Origin of the sequence: Sphingomonas sp., assembly GCF_965200105.1 — a bacterium.
Taxonomy (GTDB): Bacteria; Pseudomonadota; Alphaproteobacteria; order Sphingomonadales; family Sphingomonadaceae; genus Solisphingomonas.
In genome coordinates, this window is the sequence record NZ_CBDATN010000002.1 from 1751209 (window position 1) to 1769022 (window position 17814).

The 17814-nt window shown below is 62.9% G+C and carries 18 protein-coding genes; 8 read left to right on the forward strand and 10 right to left on the reverse strand.

The window, feature by feature from the left end; genetic code table 11:
- Positions 1 to 169: 169 nt before the first annotated feature.
- Positions 170 to 967 (reverse strand): hypothetical protein, encoded by a 798-nt coding sequence (locus tag ACOFKX_RS09955; protein ID WP_419826828.1) that lies wholly within the window; start codon positions 965 to 967, stop codon positions 170 to 172.
- A gap of 333 nt (positions 968 to 1300) precedes the next feature.
- On the opposite strand from ACOFKX_RS09955, the gene ACOFKX_RS09960 reads away from it, so the two are divergent.
- Positions 1301 to 2002, forward strand: a complete 702-nt coding sequence (locus tag ACOFKX_RS09960; protein ID WP_419826829.1) for a hypothetical protein — start codon at positions 1301 to 1303, stop codon at positions 2000 to 2002.
- 107 nt (positions 2003 to 2109) lie between these two features.
- The gene (locus ACOFKX_RS09965; protein ID WP_419826830.1) at positions 2110 to 2850 is read left to right on the forward strand and encodes a hypothetical protein; all 741 of its coding nucleotides are present in this window, start codon (positions 2110 to 2112) and stop codon (positions 2848 to 2850) included.
- On the opposite strand, the gene ACOFKX_RS09970 is transcribed toward ACOFKX_RS09965, so the two are convergent.
- On the reverse strand, positions 2744 to 3550 hold the full coding sequence (locus ACOFKX_RS09970; RefSeq protein WP_419826831.1) for a DUF429 domain-containing protein: 807 nt from the start codon (positions 3548 to 3550) through the stop codon (positions 2744 to 2746). The genes ACOFKX_RS09965 and ACOFKX_RS09970 overlap by 107 nt on opposite strands.
- Before the next feature lie 117 nt (positions 3551 to 3667).
- Here ACOFKX_RS09970 and ACOFKX_RS09975 point away from each other — a divergent pair, with 117 nt between their 5' ends.
- The 5 genes from ACOFKX_RS09975 (at position 3668) to ACOFKX_RS09995 (ending at position 8431) form a co-directional block, all read left to right on the forward strand.
- On the forward strand, positions 3668 to 4300 hold the full coding sequence (locus tag ACOFKX_RS09975) for an SOS response-associated peptidase family protein (protein ID WP_419826832.1): 633 nt from the start codon (positions 3668 to 3670) through the stop codon (positions 4298 to 4300).
- 1646 nt (positions 4301 to 5946) lie between these two features.
- A complete protein-coding gene (locus ACOFKX_RS09980; protein ID WP_419826833.1) occupies positions 5947 to 6603 on the forward strand; it encodes a hypothetical protein in 657 nt (218 codons plus the stop codon).
- 14 nt (positions 6604 to 6617) lie between these two features.
- The gene (locus ACOFKX_RS09985) at positions 6618 to 7286 is read left to right on the forward strand and encodes a recombinase family protein (RefSeq protein ID WP_419826834.1); all 669 of its coding nucleotides are present in this window, start codon (positions 6618 to 6620) and stop codon (positions 7284 to 7286) included.
- Between the two features lie 637 nt (positions 7287 to 7923).
- Positions 7924 to 8211 carry a hypothetical protein gene (locus tag ACOFKX_RS09990; RefSeq protein WP_419826835.1) on the forward strand — a complete coding sequence of 96 codons (288 nt, stop codon included), beginning with the start codon at positions 7924 to 7926 and terminating at the stop codon, positions 8209 to 8211.
- A gap of 13 nt (positions 8212 to 8224) precedes the next feature.
- Positions 8225 to 8431 (forward strand): hypothetical protein, encoded by a 207-nt coding sequence (locus tag ACOFKX_RS09995; protein ID WP_419826836.1) that lies wholly within the window; start codon positions 8225 to 8227, stop codon positions 8429 to 8431.
- Positions 8432 to 8803: 372 nt separating this feature from the next.
- On the opposite strand, the gene ACOFKX_RS10000 is transcribed toward ACOFKX_RS09995, so the two are convergent.
- The 3 genes from ACOFKX_RS10000 to ACOFKX_RS10010 are packed head-to-tail and all read right to left on the reverse strand — an operon-like array spanning position 8804 to position 10716.
- Positions 8804 to 9085, reverse strand: a complete 282-nt coding sequence (locus tag ACOFKX_RS10000; RefSeq protein WP_419826837.1) for a CRISPR-associated protein Cas2 — start codon at positions 9083 to 9085, stop codon at positions 8804 to 8806.
- A gap of 30 nt (positions 9086 to 9115) precedes the next feature.
- Positions 9116 to 9964: a DUF4435 domain-containing protein gene (locus ACOFKX_RS10005; protein ID WP_419826838.1), complete on the reverse strand. Its 849-nt coding sequence runs from the start codon at positions 9962 to 9964 to the stop codon at positions 9116 to 9118.
- Positions 9965 to 9969: 5 nt separating this feature from the next.
- Complete coding sequence (locus ACOFKX_RS10010) at positions 9970 to 10716, reverse strand: AAA family ATPase (protein WP_419826839.1); 747 nt, start codon at positions 10714 to 10716, stop codon at positions 9970 to 9972.
- A gap of 254 nt (positions 10717 to 10970) precedes the next feature.
- Here ACOFKX_RS10010 and ACOFKX_RS10015 point away from each other — a divergent pair.
- Positions 10971 to 12100, forward strand: a protein-coding gene (locus ACOFKX_RS10015) for an IS3 family transposase (protein WP_419826167.1) whose coding sequence is annotated in 2 segments (ribosomal slippage) — positions 10971 to 11232 and positions 11232 to 12100 — 1131 coding nt in all. Because the reading frame shifts where the segments join, the coding sequence is not laid out codon by codon here.
- A gap of 740 nt (positions 12101 to 12840) precedes the next feature.
- On the opposite strand, the gene ACOFKX_RS10020 is transcribed toward ACOFKX_RS10015, so the two are convergent.
- The 5 genes from ACOFKX_RS10020 to ACOFKX_RS10040 form a co-directional block, all read right to left on the reverse strand.
- Complete coding sequence (locus ACOFKX_RS10020; protein WP_419826840.1) at positions 12841 to 13437, reverse strand: arylesterase; 597 nt, start codon at positions 13435 to 13437, stop codon at positions 12841 to 12843.
- A gap of 102 nt (positions 13438 to 13539) precedes the next feature.
- Positions 13540 to 13782 (reverse strand): hypothetical protein, encoded by a 243-nt coding sequence (locus ACOFKX_RS10025; RefSeq protein WP_419826841.1) that lies wholly within the window; start codon positions 13780 to 13782, stop codon positions 13540 to 13542.
- Between the two features lie 509 nt (positions 13783 to 14291).
- Entirely contained in the window at positions 14292 to 17066 is a 2775-nt protein-coding gene (locus tag ACOFKX_RS10030) for a DUF5906 domain-containing protein (RefSeq protein WP_419826842.1), read from the reverse strand.
- Between the two features lie 149 nt (positions 17067 to 17215).
- The gene (locus ACOFKX_RS10035) at positions 17216 to 17554 is read right to left on the reverse strand and encodes a hypothetical protein (protein WP_419826843.1); all 339 of its coding nucleotides are present in this window, start codon (positions 17552 to 17554) and stop codon (positions 17216 to 17218) included.
- A gap of 46 nt (positions 17555 to 17600) precedes the next feature.
- Positions 17601 to 17792, reverse strand: coding sequence for a helix-turn-helix transcriptional regulator (locus ACOFKX_RS10040; RefSeq protein WP_419826844.1), 192 nt, complete (start codon positions 17790 to 17792; stop codon positions 17601 to 17603).
- Positions 17793 to 17814 lie beyond the last annotated feature (22 nt).

A 17814-nucleotide genomic window follows, 5' to 3' on the forward strand; every position in this document is an offset into this window, starting at 1 on the left:
CCGCCCGTAGCCGAGCAGGGGTGCGCTGGGAGGTGGATGTCTCGGCCGCACCACGCGCAGTAGCTTCTGCCCTGACCGCTTGGCGCCGTCGTCCACGGCAGGTTCGACTCGCGCTCACCGTCGTCCGCTTCGTAGTCCATCGTCAATCCCGGTGCGCTCCGTCCTCGCGTCAGAAAAGCTTGTTGAACAGCTCCGCCGAGCTGTCCAGCAGCCGCCGAAGCATCTGGTTCGCGTAGAACATGTCCGGGCTCGCCTGCATCGGCAGCACGACGACGGTGTAGTCGGGCGCCGCCTTGTCGAGCGTGAACGTCACCAGCCCTACGCCGTGGATGCTGCACAGCGCCTTCAATCGGCTTAGATCGTCCTCGCTCGTCGTTCGCGGCACCACGATGTAGCTCTTGTAGGAGAACAGGCGGTACGCCACCGCCTGCCCGAACGCGACGACCGGTTGGCCCGGATCGATCTTGATCTCGGCCGAGACGATCTGCGGCTCGAACTTCAGGATGTCCTGCGCTCGCGGCTTGAGCACGCCGATCACGTCCGGCGTGCCCCACTTCCCCTTGAGGATACTGCCGCCGAGCGCGACGGCGACGTTGACCTCTTCGGCGACGTCCGACAGCCACTCGGCGAAGCTGCCGTAGAAGTCGGCTTCTAGGAGCGTCACCTTGGCGTGCGAGGGTGTCTCGACGATCAGCGGCTCATTCGCCACGGCCTCGTCCTGTGCGATGGCTGCGCTCGCCTGGGCGTCCTGGTACTTTGTAAGCTGGTAGGTGCCGCGCGCCACCTTGGCGATGTCGTCGCTGCTCGTGAGCAGATTCTGCAATGCGCCATGGATGCTGTTAGGCGGCGTCTCGGGATCGGCCGCGTGGATGGCCTTCAGCATCTCGCCCCAGCGAATGCCGCCGGGCGTCGCCTCCAGCAGCTCCAGGGCCTGGGCCTGGATCTGTTTCCTGTTGAGCTTCGCCACGCCGCGTCTCCCCTTGCTGAAGGGATCGCATGGCGGTCCGCGCTGTGTCCAGCCGCCCGCCGTCACTTGCCAACGTCACTCGCCGCCACCTAAGGTTCGCCCGCTCCTTCGTGAAAGCCGGGGGAGCGGGGCGTGGAAACCCCTTCTGCAGTGCAACCGGTCGCGGGATCAATCCTGGGGCCGGGTGGCATGCGCGCATGTCCAGCCGGCAACGGTAAAGGCGCATGCGCCTTGCGCACTGCCAGGGTTTCCAACATCCGGCTTCGGCGCCGCCCCGAGATGGACTAGGGGCGGCGCCGGCTGGTGCCAGCGTCGCCGAGAGGGAGGCGACGGGTGAGAATCAAGATCGGAACACGTATCGCGGCGGCTGCGATCCTGGCGGCTTTCGTGGCAGCGTCGGCGCCCGCACAGAGCGCGCACCGCGAGGTCGGGCAGAAGCCGGAGCCTGGCGTCGAGAGCGTCGTCACCATCGGCTCGCCGCTGCTCAAGCGGTACAACATGATCGTCGTGCCGGGCGTGATCCTCGAGCGCGACGTGGACGTCGATCTCGGCATGCAGGGTAGCATCCGGATCAGCGCGGGCTCGCCGATGAAGGCCGAGACCGACACGCCGAAGAAGCTGCGCGTCTGTACGGTGGCGAAGGACACCTACACCAACATGATGAACCAGACGGGTGGCGCCTGCCTCACCGATCGGGATCGCGACGGGACCTTCGACAGCGTCTCCGCACAGTCGGTGATGGGCACTACCAAGCTGCTCAAGGGGCCGCTGCCGTACAAGCTGTCAGACGTGCCGGAGAACGCCGGCGCTAATAATCATCAGGCGACGCTGATCTACCAGGGTGCCGCCGCCGGCACGCTGCGGCTGAGCTATCGCGAGTTCTCCAACGACATGGCGCGGCCGGCGTTCACGGAGGACCTCAGCTTCCCGATCACCGATGCCTACCCACAGACCGTCACCTGGCGCGACACGAAGATCACGCTGCTGGCGTTGAGCAGCGACGGGCTGCGGTATCGGATTGAGGTGGCGAAGTGACGCGGCCTCGCCCCTTCCTCATAGCCGCACTCGCGTCGGCGGCCGGGTCGTTCGTGACTGCGTGTGGCAGCACGTCCAATCCGACTGCCTCGAACGTCAGCTGGAAGGTGGAGCGCACCACCGACCGCAAGGCCTACCGCGTTTCAGGCAGCGCGACCTATTCGAAGGGGCTTGATGGCTGGTACGCGCCGAAGCTCACGCTCATGGACGAGCTAGGCTGCACGACGGAGGTGAGCCTGCCTGATACGCAGATCGCCGACGAGCGATCCAGCGGCTTCGTCACCGCGACGTACGACCAGCAAATACAATTGCCACATCCTGTCGCCCGCGCCTCACTGCACGTCGACTACGGGGAGGCGAAGCGCTTCAACGATCCTACGAGCGTCGTGGATACGCCGGTATACGATCAGGAGCAGGTGGTAGACGCCAGCGTTCGGCCGCCGTCCGAACCTGCCGCCGGTTGCGCGGCGCGGGCGAAGGCGGCGCGGCGACGCGAGGGTAAGGCGGCGGACACGGGCGACGGGCTGGACCGTCTGCCGCGCAACAGACTGGTTGCGCTCGCCATCAACAGCGCTGGCTTTCTTTGCGCGCGCGTGACCGATCTCTACCCCGACTCGGCAGGCCAGATCATCGCGCACTGCGTGAAATACCGCACTGGCCGAGGGCGCGACGTATCGCATCGACGCGGACGGCGCGACGGTGGAGGAGGTGGACTAGGGCCGCAGCCGATGTCGGGGAGCGTCAGGCGTATGGAACGCCGGTGCGTCCCGCCGCCGCGATTAAACGCGAGCGTACATCTGCCGAGGCTGGCGCGACCATGTAACCGGATACCGTATCGCCTAACATGATCGATCTTTCGGCCGGCTCGATCCGCCAGTGCATCGCAACGGCGAGGCACAGCATGGCGTCCAGACGATCCTGATCCGCCTTGCGCGGTGCGGGCAGCTCGCCGGCGGCGCGACACCAGGCGGCGGCGTCCGCGACGCCCCAGCCATCGAACGATCTGGCGGCGGCCGCGCACACCTGGCGCCAGTCGTCCGGCCGGAAGCGACGCCGAACTGCCGGGTTGTACTTGGGCGCACCCATCCGCGTGAAGAAGCTCGGATCGAGCGACGCCAGGGCGAGCGCCGGGAACACCTCCATGAGGTAGCGTCCCGATGTCGCGGTTCGTGCGACAATAGGGTCCTCGATGGCGGACAGGGCAGCGAGGAACGGCCAAATTGGCGAGTCGTTGCAGAACATGCCGATCTTGCCCCTGTTGGCTGGCTGCACCCCGCCGCCGATCCAGCTGATCACCGAAGCCGCCACCCGCTCCACCGGCCGCATGCTCGTCGCGTTCGGCACGATCGTAGGCTGGTCCAGCGCGATAAGGGTGTAGTCGACCGCCGCCTCGTCGACGAACGCGAGCGCTTCCGAGAAGCGGACGAGCCGCGGCGCGTAGAAGACGGGCGCGGTGCCATCCTCCAGTCGCACGGCGCATATTGCACCCGGCGCCCGCGGATTGTCCGTCCAGGCAGAGTCGAAACCGACGAGGGTCTGTGCGCGCATGCCGCGAGAATGCTCGCTGGAAGCGCTTGCGCCAAGCGGAACTGAGCCGATCTAGTCCGCAGACCGCCAGCCGCCAGCGGCTTAGCAGGTGTCGTTAGCGCCGGGCATAACGGCCCCATGTGCAACCGCGCCCGCATGTCCCACGAGCCCGAGACGATCTGCGGCGCCGCCGCCACCCTGTTCGACGAACGACCGCGCGACAACCGCTTCGATCCGCGCGAGCTGCGGCCCCGCGGCCGCGCCTACGTCATCCGCGAGCAGGACGGGGTGCGCGCCTGGGACGTGCAGGAGTGGGACGTGCTCGGCGGGCAGGCGGCCTGGCCTATGACCAACGTGCGCAACCTGGGGCTGCCGCAGTGGCGGCGCCTGGCCGAGCGGCCGGAGAACCGCTGTCTGGTGCCGCTGACCGAGTTCTGCGAGTGGACGCCGGAGAAGCAAGATCTCGGCGACGGCAAGCCGCCGCTCAAGGGGGAGATGTGGTTTGCCGTGCCGGATCAACCGGTGTTCGCCGTCGCCGGCTTCTGGCAGCGCACGCGCGTGGGCCGCGGCTTCACGATGGTGACGTGCGATCCCAACGAGCTGGTGCGGCCGATCCATCCCAAGGCGATGATCACGATCCTCCCGCCGGAGGACGTGGATACGTGGCTGCGCGGATCGTACGAGGAGGTGACGGCGCTGCAGAGGCCGTACGAAGCCGGGCGGATGACGGTGCGCGGGCCGGTGTTCCCGACGAGGCGGGACGAGGCTTAGCCGGTGGTCTGCTATCGCCCAGTTGCCGACGGCAGCGTGATCGTGCAGCGTTCCTGAAAGCGGACAGGGCCGAGACGATGGTAGGATTTCTCCTTGCGGTTGCGGCGGCTCTTCCCGCCCCGCCGGCCTTAACGGCTGATGATGCGCATCGCATACGTGCGAAATGCCATGTACCGCAGTCGTGGGTGAACTACCGGAATGGTGGCGTCCACATCGCGCCGCCGCCTTCGGCGTCCGATCGGCAGATCAACTGCATCCTTGGCGAGGCGACGAAGAACTTCCCGCACGTTGGATGGGTCGGCAACGAGGCATGGTGAGAACCGGCGCGAACCGCCCATTTGCGGACATCAGGCCTCTGGGTGGGGAAAGTCCCATTTGAACCGCTGATGCTCACGTCGGCGAGGTGACCTAGCGTCAAGCGCCTCTATCTCCTGAGCCCATCGGATGAAATTTGGAATGCATTCAGTCTCTAGGAATCCGCGTATCTCGGCCACCCGCTCTGATGGCGCAGCGCCGCAAGATACCCAAAAACAGAGTTCCTCTGGCCAGCTTCCCTCGGGATAGAAGGTAGCTTCAAACGTCTCCTGCCTCTTGTAGTCCCATCTCGTCAGGCGAACCGGCAATTGCAGGCGCGCCGCACCGATAGCCTCCTCAAGCGACGAAGGTTTGAGCGGATAGCCGCGCCCCCTCGGCAGCTTCTCTTTGCGAGCGTCCATGCGGCACCTTCCGCAACATTCACTTGTCGGTCAATGTCCGCTGTCCACCACTCTGCGCCGTTCGGCTCGGCCGAAGCGGACATCAGGAGCAGCCGGGCAGAATGCGCCCATTCGTCGCCCTTCGCTTAGCCGTCAGAAGAACCTGCAAGCCATCGCTCACCGAACGCGCGATGCGGATGGCGGCGGCGGCGGCGGTGGTGGCATGTGCTCAATAATGCAGCCAAACGCTGGGTGGCAATCGTTTGGCGTCACTCCTCCAGAGTCGGGAAACATGATCTGTAACCAAATCACGGGAGCATTCTTGGACCACTTGATCTTCTGCGTCCCATCAGCGTCCAACTTGTAGAGAGTAGCCATCTTTAGAGCCGCCGCACCTACTTCCGGACGATCGGGCTCGGCTGTTACCACCTCGCAGTTCGTGACCTGTCCCTGCTTGTCCGCTGTGCATTTCAGAGCAGCTCTTGACCCGCCAGGAATTCGAGCGGCTTTGGTCGCTGCGATGTCCCTAGCCGATGGTGCCCCTGACCAGTGAGCGTCTTCTGATTGCTGAACGGTGTAGGTCAATATCGCTCTGGGGCCCATTTGGATCATTCCCGTCGCTGCGACTTCTCCCATCAGTAGAACTGCTGCGAGCATTGCGCGCTCCTCTTTCGCACGGGCCCAATCTACCCTCAGGCTGCACAATCGACAACGGCAGCTTTCGCCAGCAGCAGGCTCAAAGCCGACCGACCGCCAACCACCAAACTCCGCCGTCGATTGCTCCGCTGAAAGCTCGACGTCGAGCGTCGAGAAATTCCAATCGCGGCCACTGAACCCATAGCTTCCCCCCAGGGGGAATACCCCCTGTTGGGTCCCCTCCGCGATCACTTGCGCTTCTCTGCTCTCCTGGCATCGAACCAACAGGGAACAATCCCAGGGGAGTTTCGCACCGTGACACAAGCAGCATCCGCCGACACGCCGGCCCGTCCCAAGCTCGGCATCCGCACAGGCAGCAGCCGCAAGCTGCTGGAGCGGAAAGCGCGCGAGCAGGCGGAGAGCGCGCCCGCGGGCGAGAGGCTGGAGGACAGCTTTCCCGCGGACGCTGCCGGCGATGTTGTGTCGTCATCGGCTGACATGGCGCCGGACGCCGAGGACGCTACGGGAGACGCAAGCGAGGAGGCGCCGCCCCCGCCCGCACAGGCCTCTCCAGCGCCCGCCGCCGCGCCGCCGCCAACGCTACCCCCCGCCGCTCCGGTGTGGTCTGCCGAGGACGAGAGCGCCTTCCAGAGCCTCACCGCCAGGCGCAAGGCGGCCGGCTACCAGCGCCGCGGCCGCGACGTGGCCGATCAGATGATCACGCTCGGCGCCGTGACACCCAACCCCGGCACCATCGTCGCCGTGATCGTAGCGCTGGTAGCAGAGCGCGGTGGCAGCGTCGGGCGGGCGGAGCTGGTCGCCGCGATGGCGGGCGCCGACTTCCCGCACGGCAAGGCGCGGCCCGACGACAAGGGCTGGTGCCAGGGCTACGTGGCCGGCGCGGTGCGCAACGGGTTCCTCGCGCTGGCGGACGCCGAGCCGGCGGCCGAACCTGTCGCCGCGGCGGCCTGACGGGAGCGCGCACCATGCAGATCGTCACCTACCTCCGCGTCTCCACCGCAAGGCAAGGCGCCAGCGGCTTGGGGCTGGAGGCACAGCGCGCCGCCGTCAGCGCCTACGCCGCGGCCGCCGGCCACCGTCTCGTCGCCGAGTACGTGGAGGTGGAGTCTGGCAAGCGCGCGGACAGGCCGCAGCTGACGGCCGCCTTGGCGGCCTGCCGGCTGCACCGCGCCACGCTGGTGATCGCCAAGCTGGACAGGCTGGCGCGCAACGTCGCCTTCATCGCCAATCTGATGGACGGTGGCGTCGAGTTCGTGGCGTGCGACATGCCCCACGCCAACCGGCTGACGCTGCACCTGCTCGCAGCCATGGCTGAGCACGAGCGCGAGATGATCAGCCAGCGGACGAAGGCGGCGCTGGCGGCGGCGAAGGCGAGGGGCACCCGGCTCGGCAACCCGCGAGGCGCGGTGGCGCTGCTGGATGGCTGCCGGGCGGCGGCGGCCGTAAGCGGTACCAAGCGCACGGCAGAGGCTGGCGCGCGTGCCGCCGGGCTACGGCCGCTGCTGGAGCGCTACGCGGCAGCCGGCGCTCGCACGGCGAGAGAGTTGGCTCTCGCGCTCAACGTGGGCGGCGTGCCGGCGCCGGGCGGTGGGTCGTGGTATCCGCAGCAGGTGAGGCGAGCGCTGTCGGGATAGCACACTCGAGTTGCGGCTACTTTGCGTCTCTGGCACGGTGTCCACGGGGGGCATGCGGACTGTATGGCTGCACATGTTAAGCTCGAGTGGCGAAGCTTCACTTTCAAGGCACATGGAGTGTCAGGATGGCGCGCCTTCATAGCGGCCGCCGACGTCGATAAGGACTCTCTGGTACTCTCCGACCGCGCCGTCTACGTTATTCGTGTACAGCGACCGTTCTCATTCAGCTATGGCGAGGAGCACTCGCACGTTGCTTATATTGGGAAGGGCCAGTTCCAGCAGAGAATAACATCACACATAAAGACGTGGATCGGGCACCTTTCGAAGAGATTTCCGGATCTGAGGATAAGAGTTTACTACTGCGAGCCTCGCGTTCGACGCCATGGCACGATTTGCGAAGGCGTAGAAGCTGACCTTATTGGTAAATTCGTGCAAAGGTATGGGCGTAGACCTCTAAGGAACCGCAACACACCAACGGACTGCTACGAAAGAGTTTACCTGCCAGCAGACTTGCGCGTCCTTCATCCAGGGAAGGGCCGTGGCTACGAGTGGAGCTTGTCTCCTTTAGCTTCATCGCACTTCTACCGAACGTAAGAGAGCCGCCGCGCGTTTTCTTATTGCAGCTAAGGAGGAGAGTATGACAAGAGCGCGCGTTTTCGTGCTTCGCGAGAAGCAGGCAGAAGTGCTGAGCGCCGGCTTGTCGGCACTCTACAATGCATGGATCAGCACAGAGGATGGTCCTGATGACTTGGCTGCTCGCCAGGCTATTTCTACGCACCTCTACGATTTCTATGACGTTCTCTACTCACCTGAGCAGGTTGAGGATTGGGAGAGCGCCGAGCTTCTGGCGGCGAGCGTGGCGAGGGTGGTCCTTACCCGAGATCCGCCCAATACGAAGCCGCCTTGGAACGCACTATGGGTTTAAGGCGCCCAGCCGGGTGGTGGACGTCGAGCCGCTCCTGCGGCTGTGCGCGATACGGCGGCGGGACACCTCGTTCGTCGCGATCGGCAAGAAGCTCCGCTGCGGCCGATGTCGCGCCAAGTTCCCGATCCTGTCCGCGTCGGATCAGCCGGCCGAACATCCGCCTATCGGCCCCGCCACGGAGGCTGAGTTCCGGCGGATGGTGCGCGAGCAGCGCCGGTAGCGATCAGTGCGCGTGGAGCAGATTGTACGCGATGGCCCACAGGCCGTAGGCGCCCATCAGGCGCGAGAGCACGAGTAATCGCATGAGGCCGTCTCCTTCGAGAGTGTCGATACGGTCGCTGAGGCATCGAGCAAGTGACGGCGAGCGGTCAGGATGATCGTCGGGGGGCTGACACAGCAGCCGTAACGCCCGTTTGGGCTCGTGGGTCAGGGTGATCGTGGCAGGAGTCGGCCTTCCCGGGCGGCGTGCCAACCGGTACGGATAGGCAGCAGGTGCCGGACGGTGTCACAACCGCTCGGTTTTGACATCACTAGCAGATCCTAGGGTGAAGGCGGAGTATTGCTACTGGCGGGCCGTTTGGCAGGACGTCATTTACTTGGACCATTTGTCCAATATGAAAGTACTCACCTCACTGGATAAACCGTGCCACGCCGACGCCCCGTTTGTCGCATCGACCACATACAGCTTATCTCCAGCATCCATGGCTTTCATGACATGATCACGCGCCTGAGATGCAGTGTAAATCGAGTTGACATACCAAAATGAATATCCAACTTTTGCCCAGTTTCCGAGCTGCTTGATACTCTCTATGACACGTTGATAGCTTTGCCCCGGTGCCATCAGGTCATACGATATGTGCAAGTTATTGGCCATTATCAGTTCCTTAATAGATTAAAGGCGAAGTTAACGGACTGCCATTACTCGTTGACCGGTCCTCACTTCCCAAGTCTCTACCATACTCTTGAGCCCGCATTCTTGTAAGTCGGACGCGTCAAATGTCAGCCGGAGATGCTTTTCTACCTCTGATCGCCACGTTTGTGGAGGGCGACGGCAACCAAGGCGATCACGCAGCGCGATGCCTAAAGCCTCGATAAGATCATGCCCGTTTGTAAACTGCCAGAGATCAATTTCAGCAGCTGTGTAGCGGTCTACGAATCCACGAAGCGCTGTTTTATGCTGGTCAGTAACAAACCTTCCGGTAGAGACATGGTCGATCATTTTATCGATGTCTAAGTCGCCTCCATCGAAGAATTGAGAGACATCGATCTTGTCGAATGAATAAGCCAGAAGATGCTTCTGGTTTGCAAACCGCATCGCCGATAACGGCTTTAGTGTGGCTAATAGCTGCTCTATGACAGCGATTTTTCCGCCGCGGTTAACTATCTTCTGCTCCTCGCCCATTTCGTCCAAATATCTATGCATTGCAGACGTAGCACAGACATCGGTGTCAAAGTCGTGATGAGCGGAATGTATTATGTCGCCATTCTCGACATGATTGCCTAGCACCCTATCAAAGTCGGCGTCAGCGAAACCCAAAGAGTCACAACGACCAGAGTTCTGTTCTATATCAATGGCTCCGATTACGTTATCCTTGCCAAAGCAGTTTACAAACGAACAACTCTGGGGGTCGAAAAACTTCCTAAATCTTCGGATGTCGGTGGCTCCCTCCACCAAGGCGAAGACGCCGCGATGACGCTGGCGTTCCATCCTTAGCTGTGCAGAGATGTCCGAAGGACGAATATGTCGGGACATGGATCTCATTCTGGATCAACGTCGCCGAGTTCAACAACCAAGCTTTCCCACTCACCAACCAGCTGCGGTGAGTGCGTCGCCAATAAAACATCAAACTTGTTTAGAGAAATAATCCGTTTCAAGTCAGGTATAAACTTCTTCTGCCATCCGACATGGAGCGACAACTCTGGCTCGTCGATCAATATTAAGGCATTCTCCTGAAGCTCAAAAAGAAGCTCAAAAAACAAGACTAGCTGATGCTGCTCGCCGGACGAGAGCTTTTCTAGAGGAACGTTCACATCGCTGCTTCTCTGAACAATAAACCCGACACCCTTGTCGACAAGAACTCGCTTTGGCTCAAACCTATTATCGATTAACTCAATAAAAAGTAGTATGCGCTCTCTTAGCTGCGCGAGAACCTCAAGTTTCTTGCGAGTATCCTCTACATACACGCTTAGAACGGCGGCAACCGCCGAGTCCAACTCTCGCACAGGAGGAATAGCGTCCTCTGCTTCTTGAGCCAAGATTCCCGCTTCGGTTAGCCCTCTTCTAAGAATATCTAGTTCCTCTAGATTCTTAGTAATGTCCTCTGAAGGCTTTATAGGCCCGAGCTGGAGAACCCGCCGGGGGAAAGACCGGTCAAGCGACTGCGAGATAGAGGCGTAAGTAGCTAGCTCGCGTGCGATGATCGCCTTTAATGCTTGGGCCTTACGCGATATGGCTAAAGTCGAAGCCTGCGGTGCTCCACGGCGAAACTCATCGTTCTGAAACACAAGTAGTCGTTGAGTTTCGATTAAATGACAATCCACTTGACTAATGAGGTGACCCAAGGCGCTAGGTGGAGCGGAGCTAAATGATCTTGCAACGTGGTCGGGCAGTTGATCCCCGAATGCCTCGATAAGCTCCTGAAGATTGTATGTCTGCCGGGTAGAATCGTGGGTCAGAGGTGGCTCGGGGAATCTGCACAGCGGGGATAAGTGGATTGCCGATCTGACAGCGGCCATGCTGGCCGCGAGCAGGAGGCAAGATGAGCAAGCGACCGCGCCGGAACCACAGCCCGGCGTTCAAGGCCAGGGTGGCGCTGGCTGCCGTGAAGGGCGAGAAAACGCTGGCCGAGCTGGCGCAGCAGTATGACGTGCATCCGAACCTGATCAACCAGTGGCGGGCACGGCTGCTTGAGGGGGCAGCGGACGTGTTCGGGTCGGAGCCCACAGCGACAGAGCCAACCGTCGATGTGACGGTGCTGCACGCGAAGATCGGCGAGTTGACGCTGGCGAATGATTTTTTGGCCGGTGCGCTCGGCAAGGCCGGTCTGTTGCCGAGCGCAAAGCGATGATCGACCGTGGTCATGCGCTGCCGCTGGTTGCCCAGGTGCGGCAGCTCGGGATCAGCCGCGGCAGCATCTACTATCTGCCACGCGCTGTGCCGGGCACTGACCTGGCGATCATGCGGCGGATCGACGAGCTGCACCTGCTCTATCCGTTCGCCGGCAGCCGGATGCTGCGCGACCTGCTCCGGCAGGAGGGCGTGAGCGTTGGTCGGCTGCATGTCGCGACGCTGATGAAGCGGATGGGGTTGGAGGCGATCTACCGGCGGCCGAACACGTCGAAGCCGGCACCGGGGCACAAGATCTATCCATACCTGCTGCGCAAGCTGGCGGTGACGCGGCCGAACCAGGTGTGGGCAACGGACATTACCTACATCCCGATGGCTCGCGGCTTCGTCTACCTCGTCGCCATCGTCGACTGGTTCACCCGGCGCGTGCTGGCGTGGCGGGTGTCGATCTCGCTCGAGATCGCGTTCTGCATCGAGGCGCTGGAGGAGGCGATCGCCCGCCACGGCAGGCCGGCGATCTTCAACAGCGACCAGGGCGCGCAGTTCACGAGCACGGCGTTCACCGCCGTCCTGCACCGCGAGAAGGTCGCCATCAGCATGGACGGAAAGGGTCGCTGGCGCGACAACGTGTTCGTGGAGCGCCTCTGGCGCTCGGTGAAATACGAGGAGGTCTATCTCCACGCCTACGCGTCGGTCCCCGAGGCTCGCGACGGCATCGGCCGCTACCTCGGCTTCTACAATGCCGTCCGACCGCACTCGGCGCTAGGCGGCAGAACGCCCGACCAGATATACTTCAACCACCCGCTTCTCGCAGCGGCATGATCAACCAGCGGCAGTCCACTTATCCGAGCCGCGAGCCTGTGCAGACAAACCGAGCCACCTCTGGTCCACATCCTCGGGCCGGTGCGTGTTACGTATGGCAAGTAGCCGTCGATCCTACCGAGCCTACCAGGTGCTTCCTCAACCACACGCGGGGACCAGATCTCCCCCTCATCGGCGCTCGCGAGACGAGTGCGTAATCTGATGCCCAAAGCATCACTTACTTCAGTATCCGAGTCTGTGGTGTTAATGTGACTAACAGTAACAGTGTTCCCATTCGAGAACACATATTCCACCTCGGTGAAATCAGTGGACGAAAAGACGGACCACTGCTTGCGGAAAAGCGCATTTATAAGACGGAGGCAGGCGGTCTTGCCGAGACCGTTCGGACCGATCAGCGCTGTAACTCTATCGTTCTGGTTAAAATCTATGCGGTGGTTAAACTCGCCAAACAGCCCAGTGACTCGAAACTGGGTAAGCCGCACCAACTCCCCCGCTGTATCAGCCATCCTGAAATGCTCCCCTGAGATTGATGTGGTCCTCGCTTGCGTTTCTGCATAATGATTGTGGGGCGGAAGTCGACCTGCTCGCTGTTACGTGCGTCCCGACGCAGGGTGAATGTGTGCCTTGCAGGGTGAGAAAAATGCCTGAGATCACGCGGACTGGTGTCAGAACCGGACGGTTCTGACACCGGGGACGCGGTCGCGGGTTTTCAGAGGCTTTACAGGTGTCAGAAGTCTGCTTCACAATCGCCGCATCTGCATCAGCCACTCGCCGTCGAGTGCCGCGAGCACTGCCGGCAAGAAGGCGGCCGCGACGATCTCGATTGCGCGCGCGTTCGGGTGGATGCGATCGGCCAACGTCAGCTCCGGACGGCCAACTACGCCCGGCGGGAAGAAGGGGTGGGTCGCAACGCCATGCCGAGCGCGCATGTCAGCGTAGATATCTTGGTAGAGCGCCGCGGTTGGACCGAGGAAAGCCGGCGGCTCGAAGGTGGCGAGCAGCGCGGGCACACCGCAGCGCCCCAGCTCCAGCAGTATGGCGTCCAGGTTCGCGCGCGTGCGCTCGGGCGGCACGCCGAACAACACGTCGTTCGCACCAAGCTCCACGATAGCGAGGTCAGGCTTGCGGGAGAGGCTTGCCAGCACGCGCGGCAGGCGCCGGATGCCACCCGCGGTCGTGTCGCCGCTCACGCCAGCGTTGTGCACGATGGCGCCAGCCCGGTGCTGGCCTAGCAACGTCTGGAGTTGCGCCGGGAAGCAGGCGGAGGGCGCCAGGCCGTAGCCCGCGGTAAGGCTGTCCCCTAGCGCCAGCACGAGCGGCGCGGATGCGTTGGTCATACCCGCAATGTAGGTGCTCGCAAGCGGCCTCGGCAGAGGGGCTAGGCTTGTCGGCAACGCAGCCGCCGCAAGGACGCTACGCAGGGCCGGCGGCTCGACCAGCTACCCCGCGGTGATCGGCGTCGCTTCCAGGACAGGTGCGCTGCCGACGTGCACGCGAACGGACGCTCCTTCAGTTTGCCCTCCTGTCGCGGTGTCCGGCAGCTCGCCATGATGCACCACGACGCCGGCCACCGCCGCCGCGCCGCGATGCACGGTGACGGTGCCCACCTCGTGGTGCTGCCACCCATGCTGCCAGGGGTGCGGCAGCAACGATGGTAATGCGATGCTGTCTGCACGCTGCAAGGCACGCCGCCACCCACTATGGATGTGCCCCGCTGCGCATCGCGCTTGGACAGAGGGTGCGGCTCGTACATCCGCGACCACGCCGCCACCGCACATGCGTTTACACCGCCAATGGCCGTCACTATTAGCCGCAGCCGCAGCATAGCCCTGCCCGAGTTGGCAATTGGCCCGCGTTACCGCCTTGTGGGTGGGGGTACTCGCGTTATCCCCCGACGCGTTACGCGGCAGCTGCGGGTGGAAAAATCGTCTCGCAGCCGCCGAACGCGGGTAAACCGCGCCTGTCGCTCGCCCGAGGAGCGATCCTCTTCAAGCGTCTACCACCCCTACCAGGGTTGCCACCCCAGCAACTCAGCAATACACCTTTGTACCTGCACCTCTAATACTAATTCTCTCTTTTGTAAGTACCCCTGGTAGGGGTGGCAGAAGGGAAAAAGGTGAGCGTAGCGAGTGCTTTAGACTACCAGCGGAGTGCTGCCGGCCCTGGCAGCGGCGGGCAGCACCCCTGGCAGCTAGATGGCGGAGCGAAGCTGGGCGGGTTGCGGTGAGCGGTCGATCGTTTGACCGCTGACCTTCTCAAAGTAGGCGCAGCATGCCTCATAGGGCGGAAGCGCGAGGAACTGATCCCGCTTGCCTGCGACCATGATCCGCTTGGCGGGCAGTCCACCAGGGAGCATCTTGCCTAACTCCTTCGCCCACTCCGCCTTTGAGCGTACCTTCGCGCGGGCCTCGGGCGCATTCGCCTCGCACCAGCCGCGATAGCGCCCGTAGAGAGCGTCTTTAGGGAGGGGGGCCGACCAGTCTGTCGACTTCCCATCTGTCTCAGCCAGGACGCCGCGCTCCAGCGTTTCGCGCCACCAGACGCGCTGCAGATCACGATCAGCGTCATCCTGTGCGAGTTCGCGGAACAGGTGCGTCTTAGGTATCACCGCCGGCGAGAAACCTGTGAGATCGACCCGCAGGAGATCGTAAGCGAGCGCTTCGTAGCCGCCGTCGTCGAGTTCCGCCCACATCTGGCCGTACCACTCCCTTCGTGCAGCTTCGTCGCCGCCGAGGCGATCGGTCACTTCATAGATCGCGAACCGACGGCTATCGGCGCTGATCCGAACAAGATTACGCTCGTTCGACGTGATCGCTATGAAAAGATGATTGTCCGCTTGGAACTGCGAGAGGTACTTGTTCTCTAGGTCGAGCTTATCACCATTCACAAAATGCATGAGCCTATGATGGTAAGCCATACTTCTTCCGAGATCCATCTCCTCGGCCTGTACGAAGAGCTTATCCTGAAGCGCCGCGTTGTTCTTCCCGAGAAACTTGTCCGGATCTGACAGCGAGATGCTGTGCGGGGCGAGTAGCCGACGGATTACCTGCGTGATCGACGACTTTCCCGCACCCTGCTTGCCGGTGAAGGCAAGACCGGCAGGCACGAAACCGCTGAGGTTCTGAAGTCGATAGGCGATCACCTTCCAAAGAAACTGCCCCGTGTCGCCATTCTCGGCCATGACGGCGTCGATGTGCTCGCGCAGTAGCGTGTAGCGTCCTCCGGGGGCCGGTTGTACATCGAAGCCGCGAAACATGTTGAATTCGTCGTCGGCCACGCTGCCAACGGGCTCGAAGACAGCCTCGTGTGCGGGCAGCAGTGCGTGGTTCTGCCAGAGGTCGAAGATGTTCGTCACCTCGCCCTTGAAGTTCGGCACCTTGTATCGCCGCAGCACCGACTCAGCATTCTTTTCGCGCATCTCGCGAAGGAAGTAGGAACCATCGACGGCGCGGCGCTGGAAGGCGACCACGACGTTATCCTTGCGAGTGAGCTTGCGGTGGCTCTCCTCGAACTCAGCGAGGTGGGCGAGAGCCAGCGCTTCCGGTGATGGCTGCCAGGGTGCTCCCTCTCCCTTCGTACGGCCCCGCGCCTCCTTCATAGCTGCGCGGAACATTGCAAGAAGGGGCAGCGGGGTCGGCGGCTGAGCAACGTCGTAGGCGTCGAAGATACGGCGCACCTCACCGTCGATATACTTCCCGTGCCTGGCGGCATCGCGTTGCGACCAAGCGTCAGCTAGCCGGTAGCCAGCTTCGCCGAGGGCATGGTGAACGGCGCTCAGCATCCCCATCCACCGACCGCGCTTACAGCCGGAATCGATATGGCCGAGAGCCTGCTCGACAGCCTCCGTGACCCTCTTGTCGCGAGCGAAGATACCGTCGGGCAGCCGAAAAGGCGGCGCGTGCCTGGCGCCTCCGCGAGGTGCAAGCGCGCTCTTCACCTCGTCCCACTGAACGGGCGCCGCCTCCGTCAGGTGCCGGCGCAGATCGTCGGGCGTCATACCCGCCGGCGGCTCGTCGGCGAGGTCCCACTTATCGGGGAGCCCCGCGGGCAAGGCTACCGTGCGAACGCTTGCGGCACGGGCCGCGATGATGTGAGCTGCGACGGTGCGCTCGTACTTCGAGCCCGCCGCGTCGTTATCGCGCCAGATGGTCACGTCACGTCCGTGTAGGGGCGACCAGTCGGTACGGCTCACGTTGCCGGAGCCTGACGCCGACGTCACGACGACGTGATCGCGGAACAGCTCCTGCGCGGCATCGGCCGTGCCCTCGCCCTCTACCAGCAACACGGGTGCGATCGGCTCCGCGACGAGCCGATCCCAGCCATAGATCGGCCAGAGACCGGAGGGAAAGCGGAACACCATGTCGGCGTTGTCGCTGGCGTCTACCTCTAGATGCGCCGGTAGGAACTTCTTCCGCTCGCCGACGCGCCGCCGGAAGGTGAACATGATCGGGGCGCCGCTGGGGCCGCGATACGCGAAGGGCGTCACGTCACCGCCGCCGCTGGCCCGAAACTTACGCAGTGTTGCGCGCTCGTCGTGATCCAGGAACTGGGCGACCTTGCCGTGTACAACCGCGTCAAGAACCCGTCGCTCCGCGTCCGGGCCGAAGGAGTAAAGAACGTCGTCACGCACCTCGAACGCGAGCGGGGCAATCCTATGCAGCGCCTCACGGAGCCGAGCGATCTCGCAACCACCGGCGCACGTCAGCACGAACGGAGCGCCCGTGGAGAAGCCGGTGGCAACGGTCGCCTCCTTGCCGCAGACGGGACAAGCGAAACCGAAGGCTGAGAAGCGATCCGCCTTGGTGCCGAGCGGCTTCGCGCTGACGAGGTGGCCCGCGAGGTACGCGGTGCTGAGGTACGGGCGCTCGGCGGTGTTCATAACGCGCTGCTCGATCGGCACCGGCGTGATCGGCTCGGCGGCGTCGAGCAAGCTGTCGATGTCGTAGCTCTCTTTCTTAGTGGGCATCTCGAAGGTGTCCTGCGCGGGCGGAGTATGGTTGCCGGCGGGGAGCCGCAGTATCGGCGGCGGTTTAGAAATGGCCCGGCTATGCGCCGGGCCGAGTGAAGAGGCGTTGCTGAGTTAGCCGTGCTGCCAAACTAGCCAGTCGACTTAGCTCAGGTGACCGCGATCGAGGTGAGCCGAGTGGTGCGGTGCCACGAGCCGTCATAAGCTACGACAAAATAAATCTGGTGGCCAACCGAGTAGTCATCTCCGGCGTAGGCATCTTCCTCTCCGCGAATCAGGAGAAGCTCCTGTTCCAGGTCGCCGTTGTCCACGCGGATGATCGTCGGCGGACCATCCGTTTCCGAAAAGCGATCCAGAAACTCCAGAAATTCACCGGAGATCGTGATCGAGTTAAGATCACCCTTCTCGTCGATAATGGGGAAGGATCGCGGCACGCACGCTGGCGGCAGAGGAGCGGCCATGATGCGACCGGCAGAAGTGAAGCTCATTCCGATTATCCTTTTTATGAGTCGCCGTTACCGTTGCTAAGGCGGTTCAAACCGCCGCAGCGGCGCGGCGAGCCGCAATCCACTCGTCGAAGTCCTCGACAGCGAAACCGCAGCGCGACGGCCCGAGCTTCACCTTCGGGACGAAGGTGCCGGCCTTGACCCAGCGATCGAGCGTGCTGCGGTGGACGCCGACGAGCGCCGCAGCCTTGTCCGGCGAATGAAACTGACATTTGAGCATGTATGCCTCCCGTAAATGTGCA